Here is a 22,424-nt window from a genome sequence, read left to right as displayed (position 1 = left end):
ATGGCAGAATATAAACTGACAGTGGCGGGACTTGGTCCCGGGGATGCGGGGCTTATCACGCGCGCGACATGGGCGCGCATCGAGGCGGCGCAGCACATTATCCTGCGCACGCGCATTCATCCGACGGTGGAAGTGCTCGATGCAGCGGGGATTTCTTACGAGACGTATGACCATCTCTACGAGGAAGCCGACGATTTTGATGAACTGTACGCGTCAATTGTGGATGATTTGATGGCGCGTGCACGCACGATGGATGTGCTCTATCTCGTTCCAGGCAGCCCCTTTGTCGCTGAGCGCACGGTACAGCTTCTGCGCGAGCGCACGATGGAGGCGGGGGTGCCTCTCGAGATCCTGCCTGCGATGAGCTTTTTGGAGCCGCTTTTTGCTGCACTCGAGCTCGATCCCGTGAACGGGCTCTCCATTGTGGATGCGATGGATGAGGAGGCTGTTGCTGCGCCACCTGCACAGAATCTCATCATCACACAGCTCTATTCACGTGAGCTGGCGTCTGATCTGAAGATCCTCCTGATGGAGCACTTCCCAGATACGCAGGAGGTCATCTATCTTCATCATCTTGCACTGCCCGATGAGCGCGTGCAGCGCATCCCACTTTTTGAACTTGATTGGCAGGAAGATATTGATCATCTGACCACACTTTTTATTCCATACACCCCTGGTTTTTGGGAAAATGGATAAAAAAACGTGTATTTTTAGGGAAAAAAGCGGTTTTTTTTGATTTTCCCCTTGATTTTTCGAAGTAATTCTGTTAAATTCTCTCATGACAGCGCGACCCCTTGTGGTCGCTAGGAAAATGGAAAATATCTAAAGGAGGATGCTACTTTGAACAAGCAGGAATTGGTCGCAAACGTAGCAGAGCAGGCAGGTCTGACGAAGAAGGACGCAGAGAAGGCGGTCAACGCCGTTTTTGAGGCAGTCAAGAATGCGCTTTCCGAGGGTGACAGGATTCAGCTGATCGGCTTCGGTACCTTCGAGGTGAAGGATCGTAAGGCACGCAAGGGGCGCAACCCTCGGACGGGCAAGGAGATCAACATTCCGGCCTCGAAGACGCCTGTGTTCAAGGCTGGCAAGGCTCTGAAGGATTCTGTGAACTAAGTTTTCTCTTGAACGTGAGACCGGACTTCCGTTGGGAGTCCGGTTTTTCTTTTGATCGGACGGATATGGAACAGAATATTTTTACACGGGATGCCTTCGTGGGAAAAACGGCACTGATCTCGGGCGGCACCTCGGGCATCGGGCTGGCTGCGGCAGAGATCTTTCTTGCGGGCGGGGCATCGGTCATGCTCGTGGGGCGCGATGCGGCGCGTGGTCAGACGGCGCTTGCACAGCTTTCGGCGGGGGAGCGGGCGCAATTTACGCGCTCTGATGTGCGCCGCACGGAGGACTGCCATCGTGCGGCAGAGGAGACAGTGCACGTGTTTGGCGACATCGATATCCTCGTGAACTCTGCCGGGATCTACGTAGAAGGTGCGCTGGATGATCTCACGGAGGAGACCCTAGATGACTTGATTGCGACGAATGTCAAGGGGACATTCCATCTGACGCAGGCGACGCTGCCGCATCTGCGGAGCACGCTGGGCAATATCGTGAATGTAGCCTCGGATGCGGGACTGCACGGGAATTATTTCTGCGCGGCATATGCGGCGACGAAAGGGGCGGTCATCGCCTTTACACGCTCACTTGCGCTCGACCTTGCAGGCGATCAGGTGCGCGTGAATGCCGTTGCTCCTGCCGATATCCTGACGCCGCTCACGGAGCGTCAGCTCTCATCGCAGCGTGCCCGTGAGGAGCAACTGCGGGAGATGGCGTCAGTCTATCCGCTCGGACGCATCGGAACGCCCTGCGAAGCCGCTGCTGTAATCGCATTTCTCGCCTCACCCGCAGCAGGTTGGGTGACGGGGAGCGTTTACTGTGTCGACGGTGGTCTCACAGCGTAAAAAAATTTTGTCCATCGTTGAAAATTGTGATACAATAATCGTGGTTCTGTGAGGAGGTGGAGGATGGAGCGTGCCCGTATTCTCATCCTGACAGCGTCCATCGGGTCCGGACACACGCGCGCAGCCGAGGCAATCCGTGCAGCGCTCGCGGCGCACCCGCAGGCAGATGCTATACAGGTGGATGTTGTCGATTTTATGGCGCGTGAAGTTTCCACAATTCACTACCTCATGAAGCGCATCTATCTCACGATGCTGCGCTTCGTCCCGGATCTCTATGATGTGTTCTTCCGCATTGCGGGAAAGAAGGCGAGCGGCGGTATTGTGCGCGGCGCATTTGCGCAGGTGATGGTGCGCACGATGGGACGGATCGTGCGGCGTTATGAGCCGGATCTCGTCATCGCGACGCATCCCTTTCCCGAGGGGGCTGCGGCGCTCTGGCGCACGCGATATGGAGGCTCCTACGCATTGGCGGCACTCCTGACGGACTATGCGCTGCATGCAATCTGGCTTGTGCGCGGCGTAGATCAGTACTTTGTCGCAACGGAGGCGATGGCGGCGGAGATGGCAGAGCGAGGATTTGCTCCTCGCACGGTAGAGGCGAGCGGCATACCGATTGCGCGGGCGGATTATGCGCTGAGACAGATGGAGGCACAGGAGCGGGTAGGCCTGCATGGAGGACTGCCGACCGTTCTTCTCATGGGCGGAGGACTCGGACTCGGCGGCATGGATCGCACGCTTGTGGCACTTGAGACGCTTGAGCGACGGCTTGCCATCCTCGTTGCTGCGGGGCACAATGAGGTGCTCGAGGCACATGCGCGTCGTGTGGCTGAGACATCGCGGCATGTGATCCGCGTCTTTGCCTATACCGATGAGGTGCCTGTGCTCATGCGGGCGGCAGACCTCCTTATCACGAAGCCTGGAGGTCTCACGATTAGTGAGGCATTTGCAGCGGGGCTGCCGCTCCTCCTGCACGATCCGATTCCAGGTCCTGAGACAGAGAACGCCGTCTATGCGACGCGGCGTGGAGCCGCCGTATGGCTGCACCCAGGGGAGCGCATGGCGCCTGCGGTGGAGGAGATCCTTGCGCATCGGATTTCGGAGATGCGGCGGGCGGCAGGTGACTGTGCATGTGAGGATGCAGCACAGCGCGTGGCCAAGATTCTGATGGAAATGCTGACAAGGAAGAGGGGGCATACGCATGGCAAGGAGAAGGACGCATAGGAGACCGCGCTGGTTTATGATCGCACTCCTTCTCATTCTGGCCTATTTTGGCTCGATGATCGTATCACAGGGATTCTACCTCTCCCATGTGTATGAGGATCAGCGTCTTGCAACGGAGCGCCTCACGGCGGCGCAGGAAGAGAATGACCGTCTGCGCGCTGAGAAGGAGCGTCTGGGCGAACTCCCCTATATTGAGAAGCTGGCGCGTGAAGAGCTGGGCATGACGGGGGCGGGGGAGCTTCCCTATGCGCCAGGAAAGCGTTCCAACAACAATTGACTCCATATCTGTGAAAACGCCGTACAATGGCTCCGATGCGCACCTGAATTTCTTGACACAGGATGTATTTGCCCTGTATAATAAACGGGTCAAATAAATATGGGGGACGACCCCGACGGTTTGTAGTTGAAGGGAAGAGTTGTATTGGCCATCGAAGTTGGCAGTGTAGTAGAGGGCGTCGTGACGGGCATCACGAATTTTGGCGCCTTTGTCGAGCTCCCCGAGGGAAAGACGGGACTGATCCACATCTCAGAGGTTGCCGATGTCTATGTGAATGATGTGCACGATTTCCTCAGAGAACGCGATACGGTCAAGGTCAAGGTGCTCACCGTGGACGACCGCGGCAAGATCGGACTATCGATCAAGGCGCTTCAGGATAAGGCGGCAGCCCCGGCACAGCCGTCTGCAGCTCCTGCACGTCCGCCGCGCCCCCCACGTGATATGCGGCGCACGGCTGCCTCGCGGCAGATCGGCTCTCCTTCCTTCGAGGACAAGCTGTCGCGCTTCCTGAAGGACAGTGATGAACGGCTGACCGATCTGCGCCGCAAGACGGATTCCAAGCGCGGCGGACGCGGATCGCGCCGTGGCTGAGACAGGGATGTGCTGATATTGGATGGAATGTGTGCGCTCTTCTGCAGCAGCATACAGTCATAGAAGAGGGAAAAGGGCACTCCGTTTGGAGTGCCCTTTTTTATATCGGGAGCATATCTTGCTGAAAAATCTCGAAGGTATTCTGCGCGCACATGATTTTTTCAATGCGGCGCGTACGCTGCTTGTTGCATGCTCGGGCGGAACGGACTCGCTTGCCCTGCTGGATGCGTTGGAGCGTCTGCACAGCGCGGGCGGTGCGCGTGTCATTGCCGCCCACTATGAACATGGCATTCGCGGTGCGGCGTCCCGTGCGGATGCGCGCTTTGTCAAGGAATTCTGTGCGGCGCGTGCGCTTCCGTTCGTATGTGAGTCGGGTGCCGTGCCTGCCTATGCGCGCACGCATAAGATCTCGATTGAGATGGCGGCGCGCATCTGCCGCTATGACTTCCTGCATCGCGCAGCCAAGGAGCATGATGCGGATGCGATTGTGCTCGCGCATCATGCGGACGATCTCGCAGAGACCGTACTCCTGCGCATCCTGCGCGGGACGGGGCCTGCGGGGCTCGCGGCGATGCGCGTCTTTGACGGGCTGCATTTGCGCCCGCTTCTCTCCCTCACGCGCGCCGCAATCGAGGCGTATGCGGAAGAGCGTGGGCTGTTGCCGCGTCACGATGCGACAAATGATGCCTTGGATGTGTGGCGTAATCGCATACGTCATGAACTCCTGCCCGCGCTTCGCGCGCAGTATAACCCCGCCGTGGGGGATGCGCTCACGCGACTCTCTGCCCTTGCGGCGGAGGAGGACGATTTGCTCGCCGCACTTGCGCGCGCGGAATACAGTCGGGCGCGCTGCGAAGGTGGGCTTTCTATCGAGGTACTGCGCGCACTTCATCCCGCCTTGCAGCGGCGTGTGCTGCGCCTCTTCTGGGCGGCAGAAACGCAGGCGGCGCAGGATTTTTCCTATCTCCATGAGGAGCGGCTGCGCGCGCTCCTCACTGCCGAGGGCACGGCACATGCTGAGATGCAGGGGGGATGGCATGCATACAGCCGCTATGGCGTGCTTGCGCTTTGCCGTCTGCCCGCACACAAAGATGCTTTAGAAAATCGTGAAATTTTGCTTCCTTTCACCCGCGAATATGCTATAATGAATTTTCAGGGCATGGAGTTTCATATCAGGTGTCTGAACCGCATGACAGCGGATGATTGGCGCAGGATGGAGGCGCGCGAAGCGGTCTATGCAGATCGCATGGCACTTCCTCCGCTCGTCCTCAGGACGCGGCGGGAGGGCGACTATATGCAGCTTCCCGTCGGGCGAAAGAAGCTCAAGGAAATCCTGATTGATGACAAGATTCCGCGTGAGGAGAGGGATACGATGCCGCTCATTGCGCTTGCGGATACACATGAGATTTTCTGGATTGAGGGCGGACGGCGCAGCACGCTTGCGCCCGTGACGGAATCCACCCATGATATTTTGTGTATTTCATATGTGAAGGAGACGGTAGCCAAATGATGAGCAGCGACATCGAGCGTATTTGTTTTTCCGAGGATGATATTCGCACGCGCGTGCAGGAACTCGGCGCGGAGATTGCGCGGGACTACCGCGATGCACCGGAGACGGTCTACTGTGTCGGCATCCTGAAGGGGGCTGCGGTCTTCTTCACCGATCTCGTGCGCGCCATCGATCATCCCGTTGCCTTTGACTTTATGCTTGTGTCGAGCTATGGAGACGCGACGGTCTCGAGCGGGCAGGTCAAGATCCTGAAGGATCTCGATTTCTCCATCGAGGGCAAGCACGTCATCATCATTGAGGATATCATCGACTCGGGTACGACCATGCACTATCTGAAGCAGATGCTCCAGGGGCGCCATCCGAAGAGCATCAAGATCTGTGCGTTCCTCTCGAAGCCCTCGCGCCGCGTCGCGCCCGTGGAGATCGACTACCTCGGCCACGAGGTGCCGGATGAATTCCTCGTGGGCTATGGCCTTGACTATGCGGAGAAATATCGGAATCTGCCCTACATTGGGGTGCTCAAGCGTTCCGTCTACGAATAAACCGGAGGAGGTAGAAATTGAATCAGTCGATATTGCGAAATCTTGCTTTTTACGCGCTCATGTTCTTCGTTGTCTGGACGGTCGCCGACTATATGTCGGGCAGCCATCAGGCACCGCAGGCGACGGCGCTCGGATACAGCGACTTTAACGCAAAGGTGCAGTCGGGCGAGGTCGACAAGGTCGTCATCGTACAGAACAACATCCGCGGCACGCTGACGGACGGGACAGAGTTCACGACGATTGCGCCCGATGCACCGAACAGCGATCAGGATCTCTACAAGCGCCTTTCGGACAAGGGGATCAATATCTCAGCGGAGAATCCGCCCGAGCCGCCGTGGTGGCAGACGATGCTCACCTCACTCATCCCGATTGCGATTCTCATCGGTTTCTGGTTCTTCATTATGCAGCAGTCACAGATGGGCGGCGGCCGCATGATGAACTTCGGCAAGTCGCGCGTGCGGCTCATGGTGAGCGACAAGAAAAAGGTGACGTTTGCCGATGTCGCGGGTGCGGACGAGGCGAAGCAGGAGCTTGAGGAGGTCGTGGAATTCCTTAAGACCCCCGAAAAATTCAACGACCTCGGTGCGCGCATCCCGAAGGGCGTCCTGCTCTTCGGCCCTCCGGGCACGGGTAAGACCCTCCTCGCAAAGGCGGTTGCCGGCGAGGCGGGCGTGCAGTTCTTCACAATCAGCGGCTCCGACTTCGTCGAGATGTTCGTCGGCGTCGGTGCTTCACGCGTGCGCGATCTCTTCGAGCAGGCAAAGAAAGCCGCGCCGTGTATTGTCTTCATCGACGAGATCGACGCCGTCGGTCGTCAGCGCGGGGCAGGGCTCGGCGGTGGACATGACGAGCGCGAGCAGACGCTGAACCAGCTGCTCGTCGAGATGGATGGCTTCGCATCGAACGAGGGCATCATCATCATCGCGGCGACGAACCGCCCCGATGTGCTTGACCCCGCGCTCCTGCGCCCCGGTCGCTTCGACCGCCAGATCGTCGTGGACAAGCCCGACGTGCGCGGGCGCGAGGCGATCCTCAAGGTGCATACGAAGGGCAAGCCAATCGCGGATGATGTGAATCTGGACGTGCTTGCGCGCCGTACGCCCGGTTTTACGGGCGCGGATCTCAGCAACCTCGTGAACGAGGCGGCGCTCCTTGCTGCGCGCCGCGACAAGAAGAAGATCTACATGGCGGAGATGGAGGAGGCGATCGAGCGCGTGCTGGCAGGCCCCGAGCGCAAATCCCACGTCATGACGGACGAGGAGAAGCGACTCACGGCATACCATGAGGGCGGTCACACCCTTGTCGGTCTGCTGCTCGAGCACGCCGATCCCGTGCACAAGGTCACAATCATTCCGCGCGGGCGTGCGGGCGGCTATATGCTCTCCCTGCCGAAGGAGGATCGCTCCTACCGCACGCGTTCGGAGCTGTTCGACCGCATCAAGGTCGCGCTCGGCGGGCGTGTTGCAGAGGAGGTCGTGCTCGGTGAGATCAGTACGGGTGCATCGAGCGACATCCAGCAGGCGACGCAGATCATCCGCAGCATGATTATGCAGTACGGCATGAGCGATACCATTGGCCCCATCGCCTACGGTGAGGAGAACCATCAGGTCTTCCTCGGGCGTGACTTCAACCGCGACCGTAACTATTCCGAGGAGGTCGCGGGCGAGATCGACCGCGAGGTGCGCCGTTACATCGAAGAGGCGTACGAAGCGTGCCGCGTCATCATCACGGAGAACCGCGAGAAGCTCGATTTGATTGCGAACGCACTGCTCGAGCGTGAGACGTTGAATGCAAGCGAGCTCGAGGAGCTGATGACGAAGGGGGAGATCAGCGATAAGAGCAAGGATGACGACGATACGGATGATACCGGCAAACCTGCGATGATTCCCGTTGATGTCGTGATCGACGACTCTACGCAGACGAGCGAGGAAGCAGAGCGCGCCGCCGAGGAGCGTCCTGCGCCCGTTCCGAGCACAGAGCCGAAATTCAATGTGACGCAGTGGAATAAATAGAAACAATGACGGAGGCGTTGCTGCATGAATGAGAATGCGGCAGCGCCTTTTCTTTAGGAAATGTGAGATTTTGACGATAATATAAGGGATACATTATCGTATGGATGTGATTGCAGGGGTGCGAAAAGAGGAAGACTATGCAGTGGTATGAAGAGATCATGGAGGCGGCGCAGGAAGCGGTCGACTATGTCGGCGCTGTCCTGCATGAAAATGGTGTGCTGACGGTACCTGCACAGCAGGTCTTGACGGATTTTGCAGCGGCAATGGATTCTGTCGCAGAGTATCTGGCGGGAGAGGAAGGCACTCTGATCGAAAAATGTCGTCGCTATGCATTGAATGCAGCGCATTCTGCCGAGAAGGCACTGGCGGCTGAAACGTCAGAAGAGGCACGGTCGTACTTCTCCTACGAAGTACGACCGCTCTTTCTCGACCTGCACTATCAGCTTGATCTGGAATATAACATACTGCGCCACCCTGAGCGAGAAGAGGAGTATCTGGCGCAGACACTTGCGGCATTTGAGGCGGCACGCAAACGCCCGCGCCGAACAGATTTCAAATATCGCATCTCGATCATCGTACCTGCCTATAACAAGGTGGAGTTTTCGCGCTGTGCCATCGAGAGCCTCTTCCGTCATACGGACTTTTTGCGCGGGGATATCGAGCTCATCACGATCAACGATGGCTCGTCTGATGAGACGGAGGAGTATTTCAACAGCCTGCCGCACGAGAAGAAGATCAATCTGAAACACAATGTCTACAATCATCTCGGCTGGGGCATTGCACGCCACATTGTCGAGGGGGAATACGTCGTCTATTTCTCGAACGATGCCGTTGCGACACCTCATTGGCTCGAGAATCTCCTTGCCGTTCATGCGGCGGAGCAGGATGTGTTCTGGGTCGTTCCGACTTGCAACGCAGGCTGTATTGCCAACTATCAGGGCATTCCTGTGGACTATGAGAATACCTTTGAGGCGATGGGGGAGATGGAGCAGTTTGCTGCGCATTACAATGTATCGAACTCTCTCCTCTGGGAGGAGAGAGCAGTTCTCATGCCATTCGTGAGCGTTGTGCCAAATCTTTTCGACGTGCCTGAGATCCGTGCGGATTATCGCTATGTTATGTGTGACTTTGAGGATGATGACTTCTCGGCAATGCTGCGTCGCTCTGGATTTCGTCAAATCCTTGCAAAGGATACCTTTGTTCATCATTTCGGCGGGATGACGTTGAACGAGGTTCGCACGAAGCGCGGCAAATATAAGAGCATCGTATCCATGCGCCCCGTCTTCCGCAGCAAATGGACGGTCGATCCGTGGGAATCGCGCGGACACTTGCCTTTTCTAGGTGAATTTCTAAAGGGTCTGCACGATGTTCGATCAGTGGAGCGCGTTCTCATCATCGAGCCGCTCTTCGGCGAGGGAGTGCTCGCCGTCCGCAATCATCTCCGTCAACGGCGGCAGGAGTCCATCATTGACGTCATCGTGACGGATGTGCGCTACCTAGTGGACGCACAGCATATGGCGGACAATGTGCGCTGCCTGTCCTCGATTGACTGTCTTGAGGAGGAGCTGAACGAGAGTTATGATATGATCATCGTTGGCGCGCCGCTGAACAACCTTGATATATCCCATATCATTCCTTTCTTTCAGATCTGTCACAGACATTTGCGCGCACGCGGCTTTCTCTATGCCACATGGCACAATTTCAACAGCTTTACGCATACGATGGAGAGTCTGACGAATGAGCTTCCATATCTCGCCCGCCCTGTGATCATCTCTCTCGAAGGACAGCGCATACTTCCGACGCCGCACCTCGTCGAAGCGTTGGAGACGCAGTTCTCTCCGTCCTTTGTACGTGTGGGATATATGAGAGTGGGGCATATCTTCGAGGGCCTAGAAGATTTTGCCGAAATGACGGGGCAGCTTCTCCACGTCGAGGATGATGAGAAAACGCGCGTTCAGCGACTTCTCACGGGAGATGAAATTGCTGTCTGCATTACGCAACAGCCTATATGATAAAATACGGAGATATGGTATGATAACAAGATTGCAGAAGGAAGATATCACGGTTATCCATTCGGATGAAAAAGAGCCGATCGTATATGGCGATGTATTGGATCCCTATGCGAACCGCGAGAAGAGTGTCGCTAGTGTTGCAGCAGTGGATGATCCTCTCGTGAGCATCTACTTTCAGGCGTTCAATCATCTGGAGGATTATACGAAGCCTGCGATTGCTGCGCTTCTGCGGTATACATCGGGGATTGACTATGAGCTGATCTTAGTGGATAATGGCTCTACAGATGGGACGTTCGAGTTCTTTCAAAGTATTCCGCATCCACGTAAACGCATTTATCGAATCACGAAGAACATCGGGGCGTTTTATGCCTACAGCGCGGCGAAGTATGCGACGCAGGGTCGCTTTCTGCGCGGAAAATATTTTGTAGGTCTGCCGAATGATATTCTTGTAACAAAGAATTGGTTGAAGAATATGCTTATCTGTATGGAGTCGGATGAGCGTATCGGATTTGTTGTGCCCATGTCGGACAATGTGACAAATAAGCAGAGTGTTGACTTGGGATATTCCAACTTTGCAGATATGCAGGAGAAAGCAGCGGCTTTTAATGTATCCGACCCGCGAAAGTGGCATGACCGCCTGCGCCTGATCCCAACTGTGTGCGTGATTCGCACCTCTCTGCGCGAATGTTACGAAGCCGACTATGCCTTTGTCTACGATTTTGCGGATGATGATGTCTCATTTACCTATCGACGGCTGGGATATCGAATTGTTCTGTGCGGTGATGTATTCGTCCATCATGAAGGAAGCAGCATTGGTAGGGCAGACCCAAAACAATATGCTATGAATATTGAGAAGGGGCGTATTCTGTTTCGATTGAAATATAATGGAATAGATGCTTGGGATGATGTTATCAACTTCGAAGTGTTTTTGCAAAGAGTCCTTTTTGAAAAAATAGCAATGAAGGAGAATGTTCGCGCTCTTGGTATTGATGTGCGCTGCGGAACACCGCTTCTCGAGATACGGAATACTTTGCGTAGTGACGGCTTTGGGAGTACGCGGTTGACGGCATATACCACCGATCCGAAGTATTGGCAAGATTTATCGTCATTTTGTGATGATGGAGTTCTCTGCGGAGATATTGACAGACTGTCTGATAAGATTGGTAATGAACGGTATGACTATATTATCATCGGAGAATATGTGGATCGCTATGAGGATCCCTTTTCCGTGATTCAGGCTGCTGCAGCGCATTTGGCAGAGCATGGCACATTGGTTTTTAAGGCACGCAATTATGACATCCCATATGATCTGCAAGCAGTTGCCAATGCCATGCAGAGTGAGCCACAGGCGCTTGCGCAGGGATTGTCAGGATTGACAGAGAAACTTGCAATGCTGCCTTATGTTATGGATATATATCCCTATATGGAAGAGGTGTATGATCTGAGAGAAAATTTCTTTGCACAGCTGAGAGCGATGGAGGAATACCGGAACAATTCCTATGTGCGTGAAATATTCTCGGAGGAGCGCTTTGACGCGCTGATGACCCAGTATGCCGTTGTATTGAGGAAGAGCGTATGAAATCGCCTGCGGATCTGCATAAACTCGAACAGTTTTTTACATCCCTCCATGAGACACCCGCGCGGCATGGATTTTCTGCTTTTCAGGCACAGCCGCTGCTCCTCTACGGGGCGGGGAATCTTGGGAAGAAACTCTATGCGTGCCTTGTCGGTAACGGCATCGAGCCGCATGGCTTTATCGACCGGAATGCTGCGCGATGTAGCACGTCCGCACCGGTCTATGCACCGGATGCGCCGGAGCTGGCTCCACACTGCAAGGACAGCGTTGTAATCCTTGCGGGACTCTTTGGTCGGATGCAGGACAGAGCCATACGCCGCTCCCTTGCGGGAATCGGTTTTCGGCATATCTACGCTCTACATGAGATTGACTGGCAGGCAATCAAGAGCCGTAGCTTCCTCTCGCATATGTTTATCGGCTCGTACGACCCCATCAATCTGCCGCGCGATGCAGAGAAGATACGCGCGGCATATGAACTGTTTTCGACTGAGGAGGAGCGCGATTTCCTTCTCGCCGCATTGTCCGGCTATCACGCGCACGATGTCACGCGCTTCCCGCAGCCGCTGCCCATCGAGGGGCAGTATCTCGCGGCGGATGTGCCGGAGGAGATGGACTACCGTCGCCTGATTGACTGCGGTGCCTACGACGGCGATACCCTGCGCAGCATCCTCGGGAGCGGCAGAGAGATCGAGGCGTATGCGGCGCTCGAGCCGCAGGGGGATCTCTGCGCAGGGATTCAGACCTATATCGTCGCGCAGCAGGGAATTCACGAGGCACATATTCTGCCGCTCGGGGCATCGGATTGCTATGAGCAGCTGCATTTTATGGAGGTCTCGGACGGACGCTCTGCGGCAAAGGCAGACCCGACGGGCACGGCGGTACTCCCCTGCGCACCGCTCGACGCCGTGCTGCGTGGCTTTGCGCCGACGATGATCAAGATGGACATCGAGGGTATGGAGCCGCGTGCGCTCAGAGGGGCACGGGAGCTGGTTCAAGCATATCATCCGCAGCTCGCGATCTGCGTCTATCACGATATTTCACATCTGTGGGAGATTCCCCTGCAGATCAGGGAACTCTATGAGGGCTACCGCCTCTACATCCGCAACTATCAATTCATGGGACTGGAAACGGTCGTGTATGCCGTTCCCTGACCCTCTGGCGAAGGAACGCCGTTAGGAGAGCAAAGAGCAATGGCAGAGATCAAGCCAAACTACGATACAAAGAGAAAAAAGCTCGCGGAGATCATCCCTCTTGCAAGCCCCTTCACCGTCTATATCGAGCAGACGAAATACTGCAATTTCAAATGCTTCTACTGCATTCACTCCACTCGTGACGAGGAGGGCGGCGAATTCCGTGCCCTCGGACATCGTATGCAGCATATGGACGAGAGCTTCTTCGAGAAGATCATCCGCGAACTCAAGGAATTTCCGCAGGACGGCGTCAAGCGCATCGTCTTCTCGGGACTTGGCGAGCCGCTGATGAACCCGCGTCTGCCGGAGTACGTGCGCATGGTGGTGGAGGCGCAGATTGCAGGGCGCGTCGAGGTCATCACGAACGGCCTGCTGCTGACGCCTGAGAAGAGTCGAGCGCTCGTTGAGGCGGGCATCACGAACATCAATATCTCTGTGCAGGGGCTTGATGCGGCGGGGTATGAGGAGACGTGCGGCATCCGCATCGACTTTGAACGCTATCTCGAGAATCTGAAATACCTCTACGAGCACAAGGGGAACGTCCAGATTTACATCAAGGCAATCGACGCGACACTGGGGACAAAGGAGAACGAAGAAAAGTTCTTCGAGATCTTCAGCCCCTTTGCCGATCGCATCTACATCGAACACCTCGTCGTCATGCAGCAGCAGATGGACGGACTCCGCGAGATCGTCGATGGTTCAAAAAATTTCTACGGTGAAGAACTTGATGTGAACCGCAAAGTTTGCGCCCAGTCTTTCTATTTCATGCAGATCGGCTGTGAGGGCGACATCTTCCCCTGTCCCGTGCCGGGGCTGGGCAAGAACCTCTCTATGGGCAACGCGAAGGAGCATACGCTCACGGAGATTTGGAACGGCAGCCGCCGCAGGGGATTCCTGCGCAAGATGCTCAAGAAGGAAAAGGATCAAATTCCGGATTGCGCGACATGCACTTGCTTCAATGCAATCAACAACCCGATGGAGCAGCTGGACGATGATGCGGAGCGTCTGCTGCCGCTCTTTGCAGACTAGGGAGGGACTATGGCATCCGAAATAAAGCCGATCTACGGAACGGAACGCGTCCAGCTCGCCTCCGTCCTTCCACTTGCGACCCCGTACAGTGCGTTCGTCTTTCCAACGACGTTCTGTAATTTCAAATGTGCCTACTGCGGGCATTCGCTTGGCTTTGCCGAGATGAAAAAGCAGTATGACTTCACGCCAGAGCACATGACGATGGAGACGTACGAAAAGACCATCGAGCAGCTTGCAGAGTTCCCACAGCGGCTCAAGATGCTTTCGCTCACGGGACAGGGGGAACCGCTGCTCAACCCGCACATTGCGGACATGGTACGCATTGCGAAGGGGCAGGATGTTGCCGAGCGCATCGAGATCATCTCGAATGCCTCCATGCTCCGTCCCGCGCTCGCCGACGCACTCATTGATGCAGGGCTGGATACGCTGCGCGTCTCGCTGCAGGGACTTTCCTCGCAGAAATATGCGGAGATTTGCCGTGCAAAGGTGGACTTTGATGAGTTTGTCGAGAACATCCGCTATTTCTATGCCCATAAGAAGACGACGAACCTCTTCCTCAAGGTGATGGATGTTGCCTTGGACGAGGGGGAGGATGAAAAGTTCTACGAACTCTTTGCCGACTGCACGGACCGCATGTATATCGAGCACATGCTGCCCGCTTACGACGGCGTGGAGATGACGAAGGACATGGTGATTGAGACTGACCGCAACGGCATCAAGACCGATCGCATCTATCAGGTCTGTCCGCTCGCATTCTATATGCTCGGGGTGTTTCCAAACGGCGACGTTGAGCCGTGTGATACGATCTATAAGCCCATCGTACTCGGCAATGTGCACAATGGACGGATTCTCGATATGTGGCACAGTGAGCAGATGCACGAATTCTGGCGGATGCAGCTTGAGGGACGGCGCAGCGAGAACAAACGCTGCGCGATCTGCTGCGCGGCGAACGATGTCGCACATCCTGAGGATCATCTCGACGACGATGCGGATGCGATCCTCGCACGCATTGAGGAGTTACGGAGATGAGGGCGCAGCGCATCGACGGGCAGACGCCGGGCGGAAAGCGCACGCCGCTCGCCGATGTACTGCCGCTCGCGACGCCTTTCTCCGTACAGATCTTTCCCGTGTACGGATGCAACCTCGCCTGTGCCTACTGCATTCACTCCGTCCCTCCATCGGAGCGCGGCTTTGTTGCGGGCAAGGTTATGCTTGATTATGATCTCTATGAAAAGTGTATTGACGGCTTGACCGAGTTCCCGCAACCGCTGAAGATGCTGCGCTTTGCGGGGACAGGCGAACCGCTGCTGCATCCACGCATTGCGGATATGGTTGCCTATGCAGCGGAGCATGGCGTTGCCGATACGATCGACATCGTGACGAACGGGCTTGCCCTCACGGAGGATCTTTCGCGTGCGCTCATCGACGCGCGGCTCGGCAGAATACGCATCTCGATACAGGGGATAGACGATGCGGCGTATGCGCATACGAGCCGCAGCGGCGTCTTTCGGGAGCTGGTCGAACGCATTCAGTTCTTCTATGAGCATCGCGGTGCGACGCGGATCTATGTGAAGATCATCGACTGCGCGCTGAAAGAGGGCGAGGAGGAGCGCTTTTTGGAGATCTTCGGCGACATCTCGGATTTCATCGCCGTGGAGCATCTGATCCCCGCCGTGCCGCAGATCGACTACGATCAACTCGGCGGTGCGGCAGAGGTGACGCAGAACGGTGCGGCTGTTGGGAGCGCCGCCGTCTGCCCGCAGCCCTTCTACATGATGCAGCTGAACCCTGACGGCATGATTGTGCCGTGCTGCTCGATGGAGACACCGTATATCCTCGGTGATCTTGCGAAGGAGTCCATGCGCGCCATTTGGCAGGGTAAAAAGACCGAGGCATTCCGCCGGGCACAGCTCACATTCAACAAGGATAAATACGAAGTCTGCGCCAAGTGCAGACAGTACCAATACGCCATGTTTGAGGAGGATATCCTCGACGGCAATGCCGCAGAACTCTTGCAGCGCGGCGTGATAAGATAGGGAGATAACATTGATGGGAACGAAAAGAATTGACGGAATGTCGGGTAAATGTGACAATATGGCGCCGCCCTCTTCGACAGATACCAAGAAATATACATGTGTTTCACCACTTTTTGCCAGTAGGGCATGGAATTATTTGCTCGTGATGCCGCGCTTCGTCGATAAGGTTGGCGAGTGGTATCAGTTCCCACTCGGGATTCCCTATGTTTCTTCCTGTATGAAGGCGGCGGGGCTGCGTGTGTATACACTCAACATGAACCACGAGGAGGGTTCTGTTGCCGATACGGTGCAGGCATATATAAAAAAATATGATATTGGGATGCTCCTCACAGGGGGACTGTCCTTTCAGTACAATGCCATCAAGGAGATCCTGCAGGCGGCCAAGGAATATGATCCGAATATCGTCACCGTTGCGGGTGGCGGCATCATCACGAGTGCACCCGAGGCAGGCATGGAGGTCTTGGCGTTTGCTGACTATGGCATTATCGGTGAGGGGGAGGAGACCACACCAGAGCTTTGCAAGGTTGTTGCCAAGGGCGGCGATCCACTCTCTGTCAACGGGCTCATCATTGCACCTCGTGTCCTCGGAGAGGAGCTGCGCGAAACCCCGAATCCATACAAGCGCGGTTATCGACGCACCTTGCCGCGCAAGGAAGTGCGCGATCTGGATTCGATTCCGTTCCCCGACTATGATGGTTTTGACTTTGGCAGGATCGCCGGTAATATGGCGAATTTGCTTGGAATCAATGAGGATCATGCGATTACAATGACTTCGAGCCGTTCCTGCCCATTCCAGTGCACGTTCTGCTTTCACACGAGTGGCAGTCACTATCGAAAACGTTCATTGGATAATTTCTTTGGAGAACTCGATATTCTTGTAGAGAAATACGGCATCAAGTACATCTTTGTATCGGATGAGCTTTTCGCATATAATTTCAAGCGCGTCCTCGAGTTCTGTGCCCGCATCAAGCCGTACAATATCCGCTGGTGGGCGCAGTTCCGTGTCTCGGATGTGACGGAGGAGATGCTCCGCGCATTGAAGGATGCGAACTGTGTTACGATGGGCTTTGGTCTCGAGAGTGCGGACGACCGCATCCTTGAGAGCATGAACAAGAAGATCAAGTTTGAGCAGACGGAGCGTGCACTGAAGCTGACCTATGACTATGGCATTACGATACAGGGCGGCTTCATCTTTGGCGATGTGGAGGAGACACTGGAGACGGCGACGAAGACGCTGAACTGGTGGAAGGATCATCCGGAGTACGGTATTACGCTAAATTTCATCACAGCATATCCCGGTACGCCGCTCTACAAGCAGGCGCTGCAGCGGGGACTCATCAAGGACGAGGTGCAGTTTATTCGCGACGGCTGCCCCGTTGTGAACCTGTCGAAGATGTCAAAATCTGAGATGGACTGGGTCGCCGAGCAGATCATGACGCTGCCGCAGCGTGCCTTCCTCGTTCCGGATAGGATTCGGGAGGTCACACTGGACTACGAGGAGAAGCGCATCGGATTTACAGGGGATTGTACCTCGTGCGGTATAGAGAACACATGGAAGAATGTGCGCTTCTTTACGCGCAATGTTCTGACCTGTAAGGATTGCGGAAAGAAGCACAAGCTGCCGATCCTGCATGAGGTCACGGACTGCATATCGCATTCGGTTGCGCATCTCCTCACGGAGAAGGGGCGCGTTGCGTTCTGGGGGATCAACGATTACTTTGCCAATATGCTGCCCGACCTCCCTGCCGTGCAGAATGAGCACGCCTATCTGATTGACAACTCTCGGATCAAGCAGGGCGGTATCGTTGAGGGGAAAGTCATTCACGCACCCGCGATCCTGAACGAGCTGGGGATTGATACAGTCGTCATCCCTGTTGTCTCCTATGTGACGACTATCGAGAAGCAGATTCGTGCGGAGTATCCGCATGTAAAGGAAGTCATCAATATATTGGATCTGATTCAGCCAATCGAGGAGGGTGAGGCTCTTGTATGCTGACCATGCGGATACCTTTGGAGGTCTGCGCGATACAGACTATGTACTCTGGGGAACGGGGCGCGTAGCGCGGGCGTTCTACGAAAAATACTGTGTCGATCGAAAGCTGCTGCACGCGCCGCTCTGCTTCTGCGACAATGCTGCAAAGATGCAGGGGATGCAGATAGACGGTATACCCATCTATGCGTCTGAGTGCGTATTTGAATCCGCCCATACACATTATCTGGCGGGAAAACCGTTTGCAATCATCATTGGGGCGACGGGGATCAATCTGCTGCAGATTGTCTCGCAGCTAGAACAGCAGGCGGTCAAGGCGCAGATATGTTCCGCAGTTCAGATGGATGCGGCTGCCTACTATGCCGAACACAGGGCGGAGATTGAAGAGATCTGCGCGATGTTCGCCGATGAGAAATCGCGCCGCTTATACGCGCGTCTGATTGAAAACATGATGTGTGGACGCCCGCTGGATTTCTCCCTCGCCAAGACAAATCAATATTTTGCAAATGACGTCATTCCAACGCTGGTCGACGATGAGATATTCGTGGATGCCGGCGTATGCGGCGGTGAGGAGATCGACAAAGCGCTTGCGATGAATCCGAAAGTTCGCGTCTGTGCCTTCGAGCCGGATGCGTCAAGCTATCGCCTGCTTTGCGAAAAGTACGCGGCACTGCCGCAGGTTGCGCTCTATCCTTATGCACTCTGGAATGAGGAGCAGCAGCTTGTGTTCAGCGGCAATCAGGCGACGCCCTCGGCGTCACGTTTGGAGACGCACGGGGCGGCACAGGGGGAGCGGATTCAGGCGATGCCGCTGGACAGCGTGCTGACAGAGGTACCGACGCTCATCAAGATGGACATCGAGGGCGCGGAGTACAATGCGCTCCTTGGGGCAGAGGAGACGATACGGACGCATCATCCGAAACTTGCGATCTGCGTCTATCACAGTCTCGAAGACTATATCCGAATCCCTCTGCTCATCCGCTCGTTTTACAGCGGCTACCGCTTTTTCTTCCGCCATCACAGCGTGACGAGCGGGGAGTCCGTACTCTACGCGCTATAGCGCGTGGAGGAACTGCCGAAAGGAAGATGTTTTGTGAGGATCACGAGAGATCGTGCCATGGCGTATCTGGATGAGGCGCGGCGGCTGAATGACGGAGGCTGGATTGTCCACTCGCTTGCCGTCGGAACGGCGGCGGAGCGCATTGCGGCTCTCGTTGAAGGGCTGGATGCGGAGCGCGCCTTTGTGTTCGGGGTGCTTCACGACATCGGGCGCAGATTCGGCGAGATGGGCATGAATCACGTGATCCTCGGCTATCACTTCCTTTTGGAGCAGGGAGATACGGAGGCGGCGGAGATCTGTTTGACGCATTCCTTTCCTGTGCAGGAGATCACGGCGGTCCACGGCGGCTGGGATCTGACGTCGGAGGACTATGCCTTTCTGGATTCTTTTTTGCAGGAGCGCACATACACCAAGTATGACCGACTGATTCAACTCTGTGATGCGATGGCGACGGGTGAGGGGATCGTGGCAATCGAGCGGCGCATGATGGACATTATGCTGCGCTATGGCATTGACGAGACGAGTTTGCCGCGCTGGCACCAGCTCTTTGCGATGAAGGCGGAGTTCGAGCAGTACATGGGGCGCTCCGTGGAGTCCGCCCTCGGTCTGTGTACGCTTGTTGCGATATGAGGAGGTGATCCCGTGTTTGAGATAGAGGAGACACCGATGGGGGGGTGTCTGAAAATCCTCCCGATTGTACGGGAGGACAGGCGCGGTGTGTTTGTCAAGACCTTCCACGTCGATGCGTTTCGAGAACTGGGGTTGCCGACCGTCTTTGCCGAGGCGTATTTTTCCGTTTCGCACCGAAATGTGCTGCGCGGGCTTCACTTTCAGATTCCTCCGATGGATCATGAAAAGATTGTTTACTGCGCGGAGGGGGAGGTGCTGGATGCGGTTGTGGATCTCAGACGTGCGTCGCCGACATACGGCCAGCACATACTTATTTCACTGCGCGCAGCAGAGGGGACGATGCTCTATATCCCGCGCGGTATGGCACACGGTTTCTGCACGCGCAGCGAACACGCCGTCATGATGTATCAGGTGACGAGCGTCTATGCGCCCGCTTGTGACGCGGGAATTCGCTGGGATTCGGCGGGGATTCCGTGGGATATAGAGAACCCCGTCATCTCGGAGCGTGATATGGGGTTTCCCGCGCTCTCCGATTTCGTCAGCCCGTTCGACTAAAGGAGTCTATTATGCGCGAAGTACTGCATATTACAACGCATATGGGCGGCGGTGTCGGCAAGGTGCTGTCGGGTGTCGCCGCCCATGCGGCGCGGAAGGGGACGCGCTATCGCCACCGCATCCTGCTGCTGGAGCAGCCCGAGAAGATGAACTTTATCGACGCCTGTCGTGCGGATGGCGTGGAGATCATCTGTGGAGCGGATGTGCCCACAATAGAGTCCGCCATGCGTGCTGTCGATGTCGTTCAGATAGAGTGGTGGCATCATCCACAGATGGCAGCATTTCTCGCGGACTTTCCGCAGATTGAGATGCATTTGACACTCTGGGCGCACGTCTCAGGCTGCTATTATCCGTATATTCCTCCGACGTTCCTGCGTGTGCCGCAGAGATTTATCTTTACGTCGCCCTATTCGCTGGATAATCCCTATTGGAGCGCGGCAGAGCGTCGCTGGGCGCGTGAAAATACGTCAGTTGTGCACAGCTCGGGTGGTTTTGCGGCGATCCAACCGCATACGGAACGCGTGCATGACGGTCGCTTCGTCGTCGGCTATGTCGGCACGCAGTCCTATGCGAAGCTGCATCCTGACTTTGTGGCGTACTGCGCGCGCGTGTCACATATCCCCGGCATCGAATTCGTGCTCGTGGGTGATATGACAAATGCGGCGGCGATTCGTGCTGAGGCATGGGCATACGGTATCGAGGAGCAATTCCGCTTCGTCGATTATGTGAGCGATGTGAGCGCGGAACTCGCGCAGATGGATGTATTCGGCTATCTACTGAACCCAACGCATTTCGGCACGACGGAGAACGCTCTGCTCGAGGCGATGGCGGCGGAGCTGCCCGTCGTCGTTCTCGATCAATGTGCGGAACAGTATCTCGTCGTGCAGGATGAGACGGGGCTGCGCGTACAGGATGCAGAGGGCTATCGGCGTGTGCTGGAGGAGCTCTTTGCCACTCCTGCGAAGCGCCGCCGTCTGGGAAAGGCTGCGCGGCAGCGGATTCTGCAGAATTTTTCCGTGGAACGCACGACAGCGCAGCTGCATGAGATCTACGATGCAATCCTGAACGAAGCGCCGCGCCGCTATGACTTTCGGGGGGCGCTTGGGTATACGCCGCATGAATTCTTTCTGCATGGGTTGCCCAATGACCTGCGTGTGATTTTTAGAGAAAGGGTGGCAGCACAGACGTTGCCGCCGATTCTCAGGGAACAGAGCAAGAGCTCGTTGCCGCATTTCTGCCGTGTATTTCCTGCAGATGAGCAGCTGCAGAGATGGCGGGAGTATTTCTGCGGCGACTGATAGGATGGCTTTGGAGAGGAGTAGCATAGATGAAGCGTAGGGCACTGATTACAGGTGTGACGGGATTTCTGGGGGGATATGTTGCTCGTTGCCTCTTGGAGGACGGCTGGCAGGTCACCGCCATCGTGCGCGCGTCCTCACAGGTCAATGTACTCCCTGTGGAGCTGCGCGAAAATATACAATTTTACAATGCTGATCGTATGAAGCTGCCGGAAATTGTACAGGATGCCGCTCCGGATGTGGTCTTTCATCTTGCTACATACTATACGACAGTTCACACATATGAAGAGATTGATAGGCTGATTGCGAGTAATGTTGCTTTTGGAACGAAGCTACTCGAGGCGATGGACGTGAACAATGTTCGCCGACTCGTTTATGCACGCTCCTCGTGGCAGCATTACAATGGGGATGCCTATGAGCCGGCGAATTTGTATGCGGCGACCAAAGAAGCATTTGATGCAATCGTTAAATTCTATACGGCGGCGCGGGGATTGCAGACGATCAGTCTGACGCTGTTCGATACATATGGAGAGGATGATCGACGCAACAAGTTGCTCGCGGTTCTGCCGCAACTTGCCGCAGAGGGGCGGCGCTTGGCTCTATCCTCGGGGGAGCAGCGGGTGGACTTTGTCCATGCGGAGGATGCAGCGCGCGCCTTCCTGCTTGCAGGAAACTACCTTGCGGACGGGCACTATGAACTCTGCGGCGATTATGTCGTATCCTCAGGAACAGCCGTGACACTGCGCGAACTCATTCGTCGCTATGAAGAACTGCGCGGGGAGAAGATGCTCGTTGACTGGGGTGCGCGTTCCTATCGAGAACGGGAAATCATGATTCCGTGGCGCGGAGGCAGGATTTTGCCGGGATGGGAGCGAAACCATAAGGAACTGATGTAGGGGAGAGCTGTTATCAATGCGTGACATGATGTCGAAGGGAGCAG

The 22,424-nt window shown here is 55.8% G+C and carries 21 protein-coding genes; all 21 read left to right on the top strand.

The window, feature by feature from the left end; genetic code table 11:
* Entirely contained in the window at positions 1-696 is a 696-nt protein-coding gene (locus H1B31_RS10725; RefSeq protein ID WP_185980309.1) for an SAM-dependent methyltransferase, read from the top strand.
* 144 nt (positions 697-840) lie between these two features.
* Positions 841-1,113, top strand: coding sequence for an HU family DNA-binding protein (locus H1B31_RS10720; RefSeq protein ID WP_009441833.1), 273 nt, complete (start codon positions 841-843; stop codon positions 1,111-1,113).
* A 65-nt stretch (positions 1,114-1,178) separates the two neighbouring features.
* Positions 1,179-1,955 (top strand): SDR family NAD(P)-dependent oxidoreductase, encoded by a 777-nt coding sequence (locus H1B31_RS10715; RefSeq protein WP_185980308.1) that lies wholly within the window; start codon positions 1,179-1,181, stop codon positions 1,953-1,955.
* A gap of 63 nt (positions 1,956-2,018) precedes the next feature.
* On the top strand, positions 2,019-3,176 hold the full coding sequence (locus tag H1B31_RS10710; RefSeq protein ID WP_185980307.1) for an MGDG synthase family glycosyltransferase: 1,158 nt from the start codon (positions 2,019-2,021) through the stop codon (positions 3,174-3,176).
* Positions 3,177-3,192: 16 nt separating this feature from the next.
* Entirely contained in the window at positions 3,193-3,453 is a 261-nt protein-coding gene (locus tag H1B31_RS10705) for an FtsB family cell division protein (protein ID WP_009656206.1), read from the top strand.
* Positions 3,454-3,597: 144 nt separating this feature from the next.
* Positions 3,598-4,044 carry a S1 domain-containing RNA-binding protein gene (locus H1B31_RS10700; RefSeq protein WP_009441829.1) on the top strand — a complete coding sequence of 149 codons (447 nt, stop codon included), beginning with the start codon at positions 3,598-3,600 and terminating at the stop codon, positions 4,042-4,044.
* Between the two features lie 118 nt (positions 4,045-4,162).
* On the top strand, positions 4,163-5,554 hold the full coding sequence (gene tilS, locus H1B31_RS10695; protein WP_226372108.1) for a tRNA lysidine(34) synthetase TilS: 1,392 nt from the start codon (positions 4,163-4,165) through the stop codon (positions 5,552-5,554).
* A complete protein-coding gene (hpt, locus tag H1B31_RS10690) occupies positions 5,551-6,096 on the top strand; it encodes a hypoxanthine phosphoribosyltransferase (RefSeq protein ID WP_185980304.1) in 546 nt (181 codons plus the stop codon). Before tilS ends, hpt begins: the two co-directional genes overlap by 4 nt.
* Positions 6,097-6,113: 17 nt before the next feature.
* Positions 6,114-8,108, top strand: a complete 1,995-nt coding sequence (gene ftsH / locus H1B31_RS10685) for an ATP-dependent zinc metalloprotease FtsH (RefSeq protein WP_009656212.1) — start codon at positions 6,114-6,116, stop codon at positions 8,106-8,108.
* A 137-nt stretch (positions 8,109-8,245) separates the two neighbouring features.
* Positions 8,246-10,120, top strand: a complete 1,875-nt coding sequence (locus H1B31_RS10680; RefSeq protein WP_185980303.1) for a glycosyltransferase family 2 protein — start codon at positions 8,246-8,248, stop codon at positions 10,118-10,120.
* 19 nt (positions 10,121-10,139) lie between these two features.
* Positions 10,140-11,699, top strand: a complete 1,560-nt coding sequence (locus H1B31_RS10675) for a glycosyltransferase (RefSeq protein ID WP_185980302.1) — start codon at positions 10,140-10,142, stop codon at positions 11,697-11,699.
* Positions 11,696-12,847 carry an FkbM family methyltransferase gene (locus tag H1B31_RS10670; RefSeq protein ID WP_185980301.1) on the top strand — a complete coding sequence of 384 codons (1,152 nt, stop codon included), beginning with the start codon at positions 11,696-11,698 and terminating at the stop codon, positions 12,845-12,847. The genes H1B31_RS10675 and H1B31_RS10670 overlap by 4 nt, the downstream gene beginning before the upstream one ends.
* 39 nt (positions 12,848-12,886) lie before the next feature.
* The gene (locus tag H1B31_RS10665) at positions 12,887-13,915 is read left to right on the top strand and encodes a radical SAM/SPASM domain-containing protein (RefSeq protein WP_185980300.1); all 1,029 of its coding nucleotides are present in this window, start codon (positions 12,887-12,889) and stop codon (positions 13,913-13,915) included.
* Positions 13,916-13,924: 9 nt separating this feature from the next.
* Complete coding sequence (locus H1B31_RS10660) at positions 13,925-14,944, top strand: radical SAM/SPASM domain-containing protein (protein WP_185980299.1); 1,020 nt, start codon at positions 13,925-13,927, stop codon at positions 14,942-14,944.
* Positions 14,941-15,951, top strand: a complete 1,011-nt coding sequence (locus H1B31_RS10655) for a radical SAM/SPASM domain-containing protein (protein ID WP_185980298.1) — start codon at positions 14,941-14,943, stop codon at positions 15,949-15,951. The genes H1B31_RS10660 and H1B31_RS10655 overlap by 4 nt, the downstream gene beginning before the upstream one ends.
* Positions 15,952-16,096: 145 nt before the next feature.
* Positions 16,097-17,947: a B12-binding domain-containing radical SAM protein gene (locus tag H1B31_RS10650; RefSeq protein ID WP_226372167.1), complete on the top strand. Its 1,851-nt coding sequence runs from the start codon at positions 16,097-16,099 to the stop codon at positions 17,945-17,947.
* Entirely contained in the window at positions 17,928-19,001 is a 1,074-nt protein-coding gene (locus H1B31_RS10645; protein WP_226372107.1) for an FkbM family methyltransferase, read from the top strand. Before H1B31_RS10650 ends, H1B31_RS10645 begins: the two co-directional genes overlap by 20 nt.
* Positions 19,002-19,034: 33 nt before the next feature.
* Positions 19,035-19,631, top strand: a complete 597-nt coding sequence (locus tag H1B31_RS10640) for an HD domain-containing protein (RefSeq protein ID WP_226372106.1) — start codon at positions 19,035-19,037, stop codon at positions 19,629-19,631.
* A 12-nt stretch (positions 19,632-19,643) separates the two neighbouring features.
* Positions 19,644-20,186 (top strand): dTDP-4-dehydrorhamnose 3,5-epimerase family protein, encoded by a 543-nt coding sequence (locus H1B31_RS10635; protein ID WP_221933442.1) that lies wholly within the window; start codon positions 19,644-19,646, stop codon positions 20,184-20,186.
* Positions 20,187-20,197: 11 nt separating this feature from the next.
* Positions 20,198-21,484: a glycosyltransferase family 4 protein gene (locus H1B31_RS10630; RefSeq protein WP_185980296.1), complete on the top strand. Its 1,287-nt coding sequence runs from the start codon at positions 20,198-20,200 to the stop codon at positions 21,482-21,484.
* Positions 21,485-21,513: 29 nt separating this feature from the next.
* Positions 21,514-22,380 carry an NAD-dependent epimerase/dehydratase family protein gene (locus H1B31_RS10625; RefSeq protein WP_185980295.1) on the top strand — a complete coding sequence of 289 codons (867 nt, stop codon included), beginning with the start codon at positions 21,514-21,516 and terminating at the stop codon, positions 22,378-22,380.
* Positions 22,381-22,424: the final 44 nt, after the last annotated feature.

Source organism: Selenomonas timonae (assembly GCF_014250475.1).
Lineage (GTDB): Bacteria > Bacillota > Negativicutes > Selenomonadales > Selenomonadaceae > Centipeda > Centipeda timonae.
This window is presented reverse-complemented; position numbering and strand designations above follow the sequence as displayed.

Excerpts from the sequence above, each read along its gene's own strand:
- H1B31_RS10725 (WP_185980309.1), top strand. The coding sequence starts at position 1 with ATGGCAGAATATAAACTGACAGTGGCGGGACTTGGTCCCGGGGATGCG.
- H1B31_RS10715 (WP_185980308.1), top strand. The coding sequence starts at position 1,179 with ATGGAACAGAATATTTTTACACGGGATGCCTTCGTGGGAAAAACGGCA.
- H1B31_RS10710 (WP_185980307.1), top strand. The coding sequence starts at position 2,019 with ATGGAGCGTGCCCGTATTCTCATCCTGACAGCGTCCATCGGGTCCGGA.
- H1B31_RS10705 (WP_009656206.1), top strand. The coding sequence starts at position 3,193 with ATGATCGCACTCCTTCTCATTCTGGCCTATTTTGGCTCGATGATCGTA.
- hpt (WP_185980304.1), top strand. The coding sequence starts at position 5,551 with ATGATGAGCAGCGACATCGAGCGTATTTGTTTTTCCGAGGATGATATT.
- H1B31_RS10680 (WP_185980303.1), top strand. The coding sequence starts at position 8,246 with ATGCAGTGGTATGAAGAGATCATGGAGGCGGCGCAGGAAGCGGTCGAC.
- H1B31_RS10675 (WP_185980302.1), top strand. The coding sequence starts at position 10,140 with ATGATAACAAGATTGCAGAAGGAAGATATCACGGTTATCCATTCGGAT.
- H1B31_RS10670 (WP_185980301.1), top strand. The coding sequence starts at position 11,696 with ATGAAATCGCCTGCGGATCTGCATAAACTCGAACAGTTTTTTACATCC.
- H1B31_RS10665 (WP_185980300.1), top strand. The coding sequence starts at position 12,887 with ATGGCAGAGATCAAGCCAAACTACGATACAAAGAGAAAAAAGCTCGCG.
- H1B31_RS10660 (WP_185980299.1), top strand. The coding sequence starts at position 13,925 with ATGGCATCCGAAATAAAGCCGATCTACGGAACGGAACGCGTCCAGCTC.
- H1B31_RS10655 (WP_185980298.1), top strand. The coding sequence starts at position 14,941 with ATGAGGGCGCAGCGCATCGACGGGCAGACGCCGGGCGGAAAGCGCACG.
- H1B31_RS10650 (WP_226372167.1), top strand. The coding sequence starts at position 16,097 with ATGCCGCGCTTCGTCGATAAGGTTGGCGAGTGGTATCAGTTCCCACTC.
- H1B31_RS10630 (WP_185980296.1), top strand. The coding sequence starts at position 20,198 with ATGCGCGAAGTACTGCATATTACAACGCATATGGGCGGCGGTGTCGGC.
- H1B31_RS10625 (WP_185980295.1), top strand. The coding sequence starts at position 21,514 with ATGAAGCGTAGGGCACTGATTACAGGTGTGACGGGATTTCTGGGGGGA.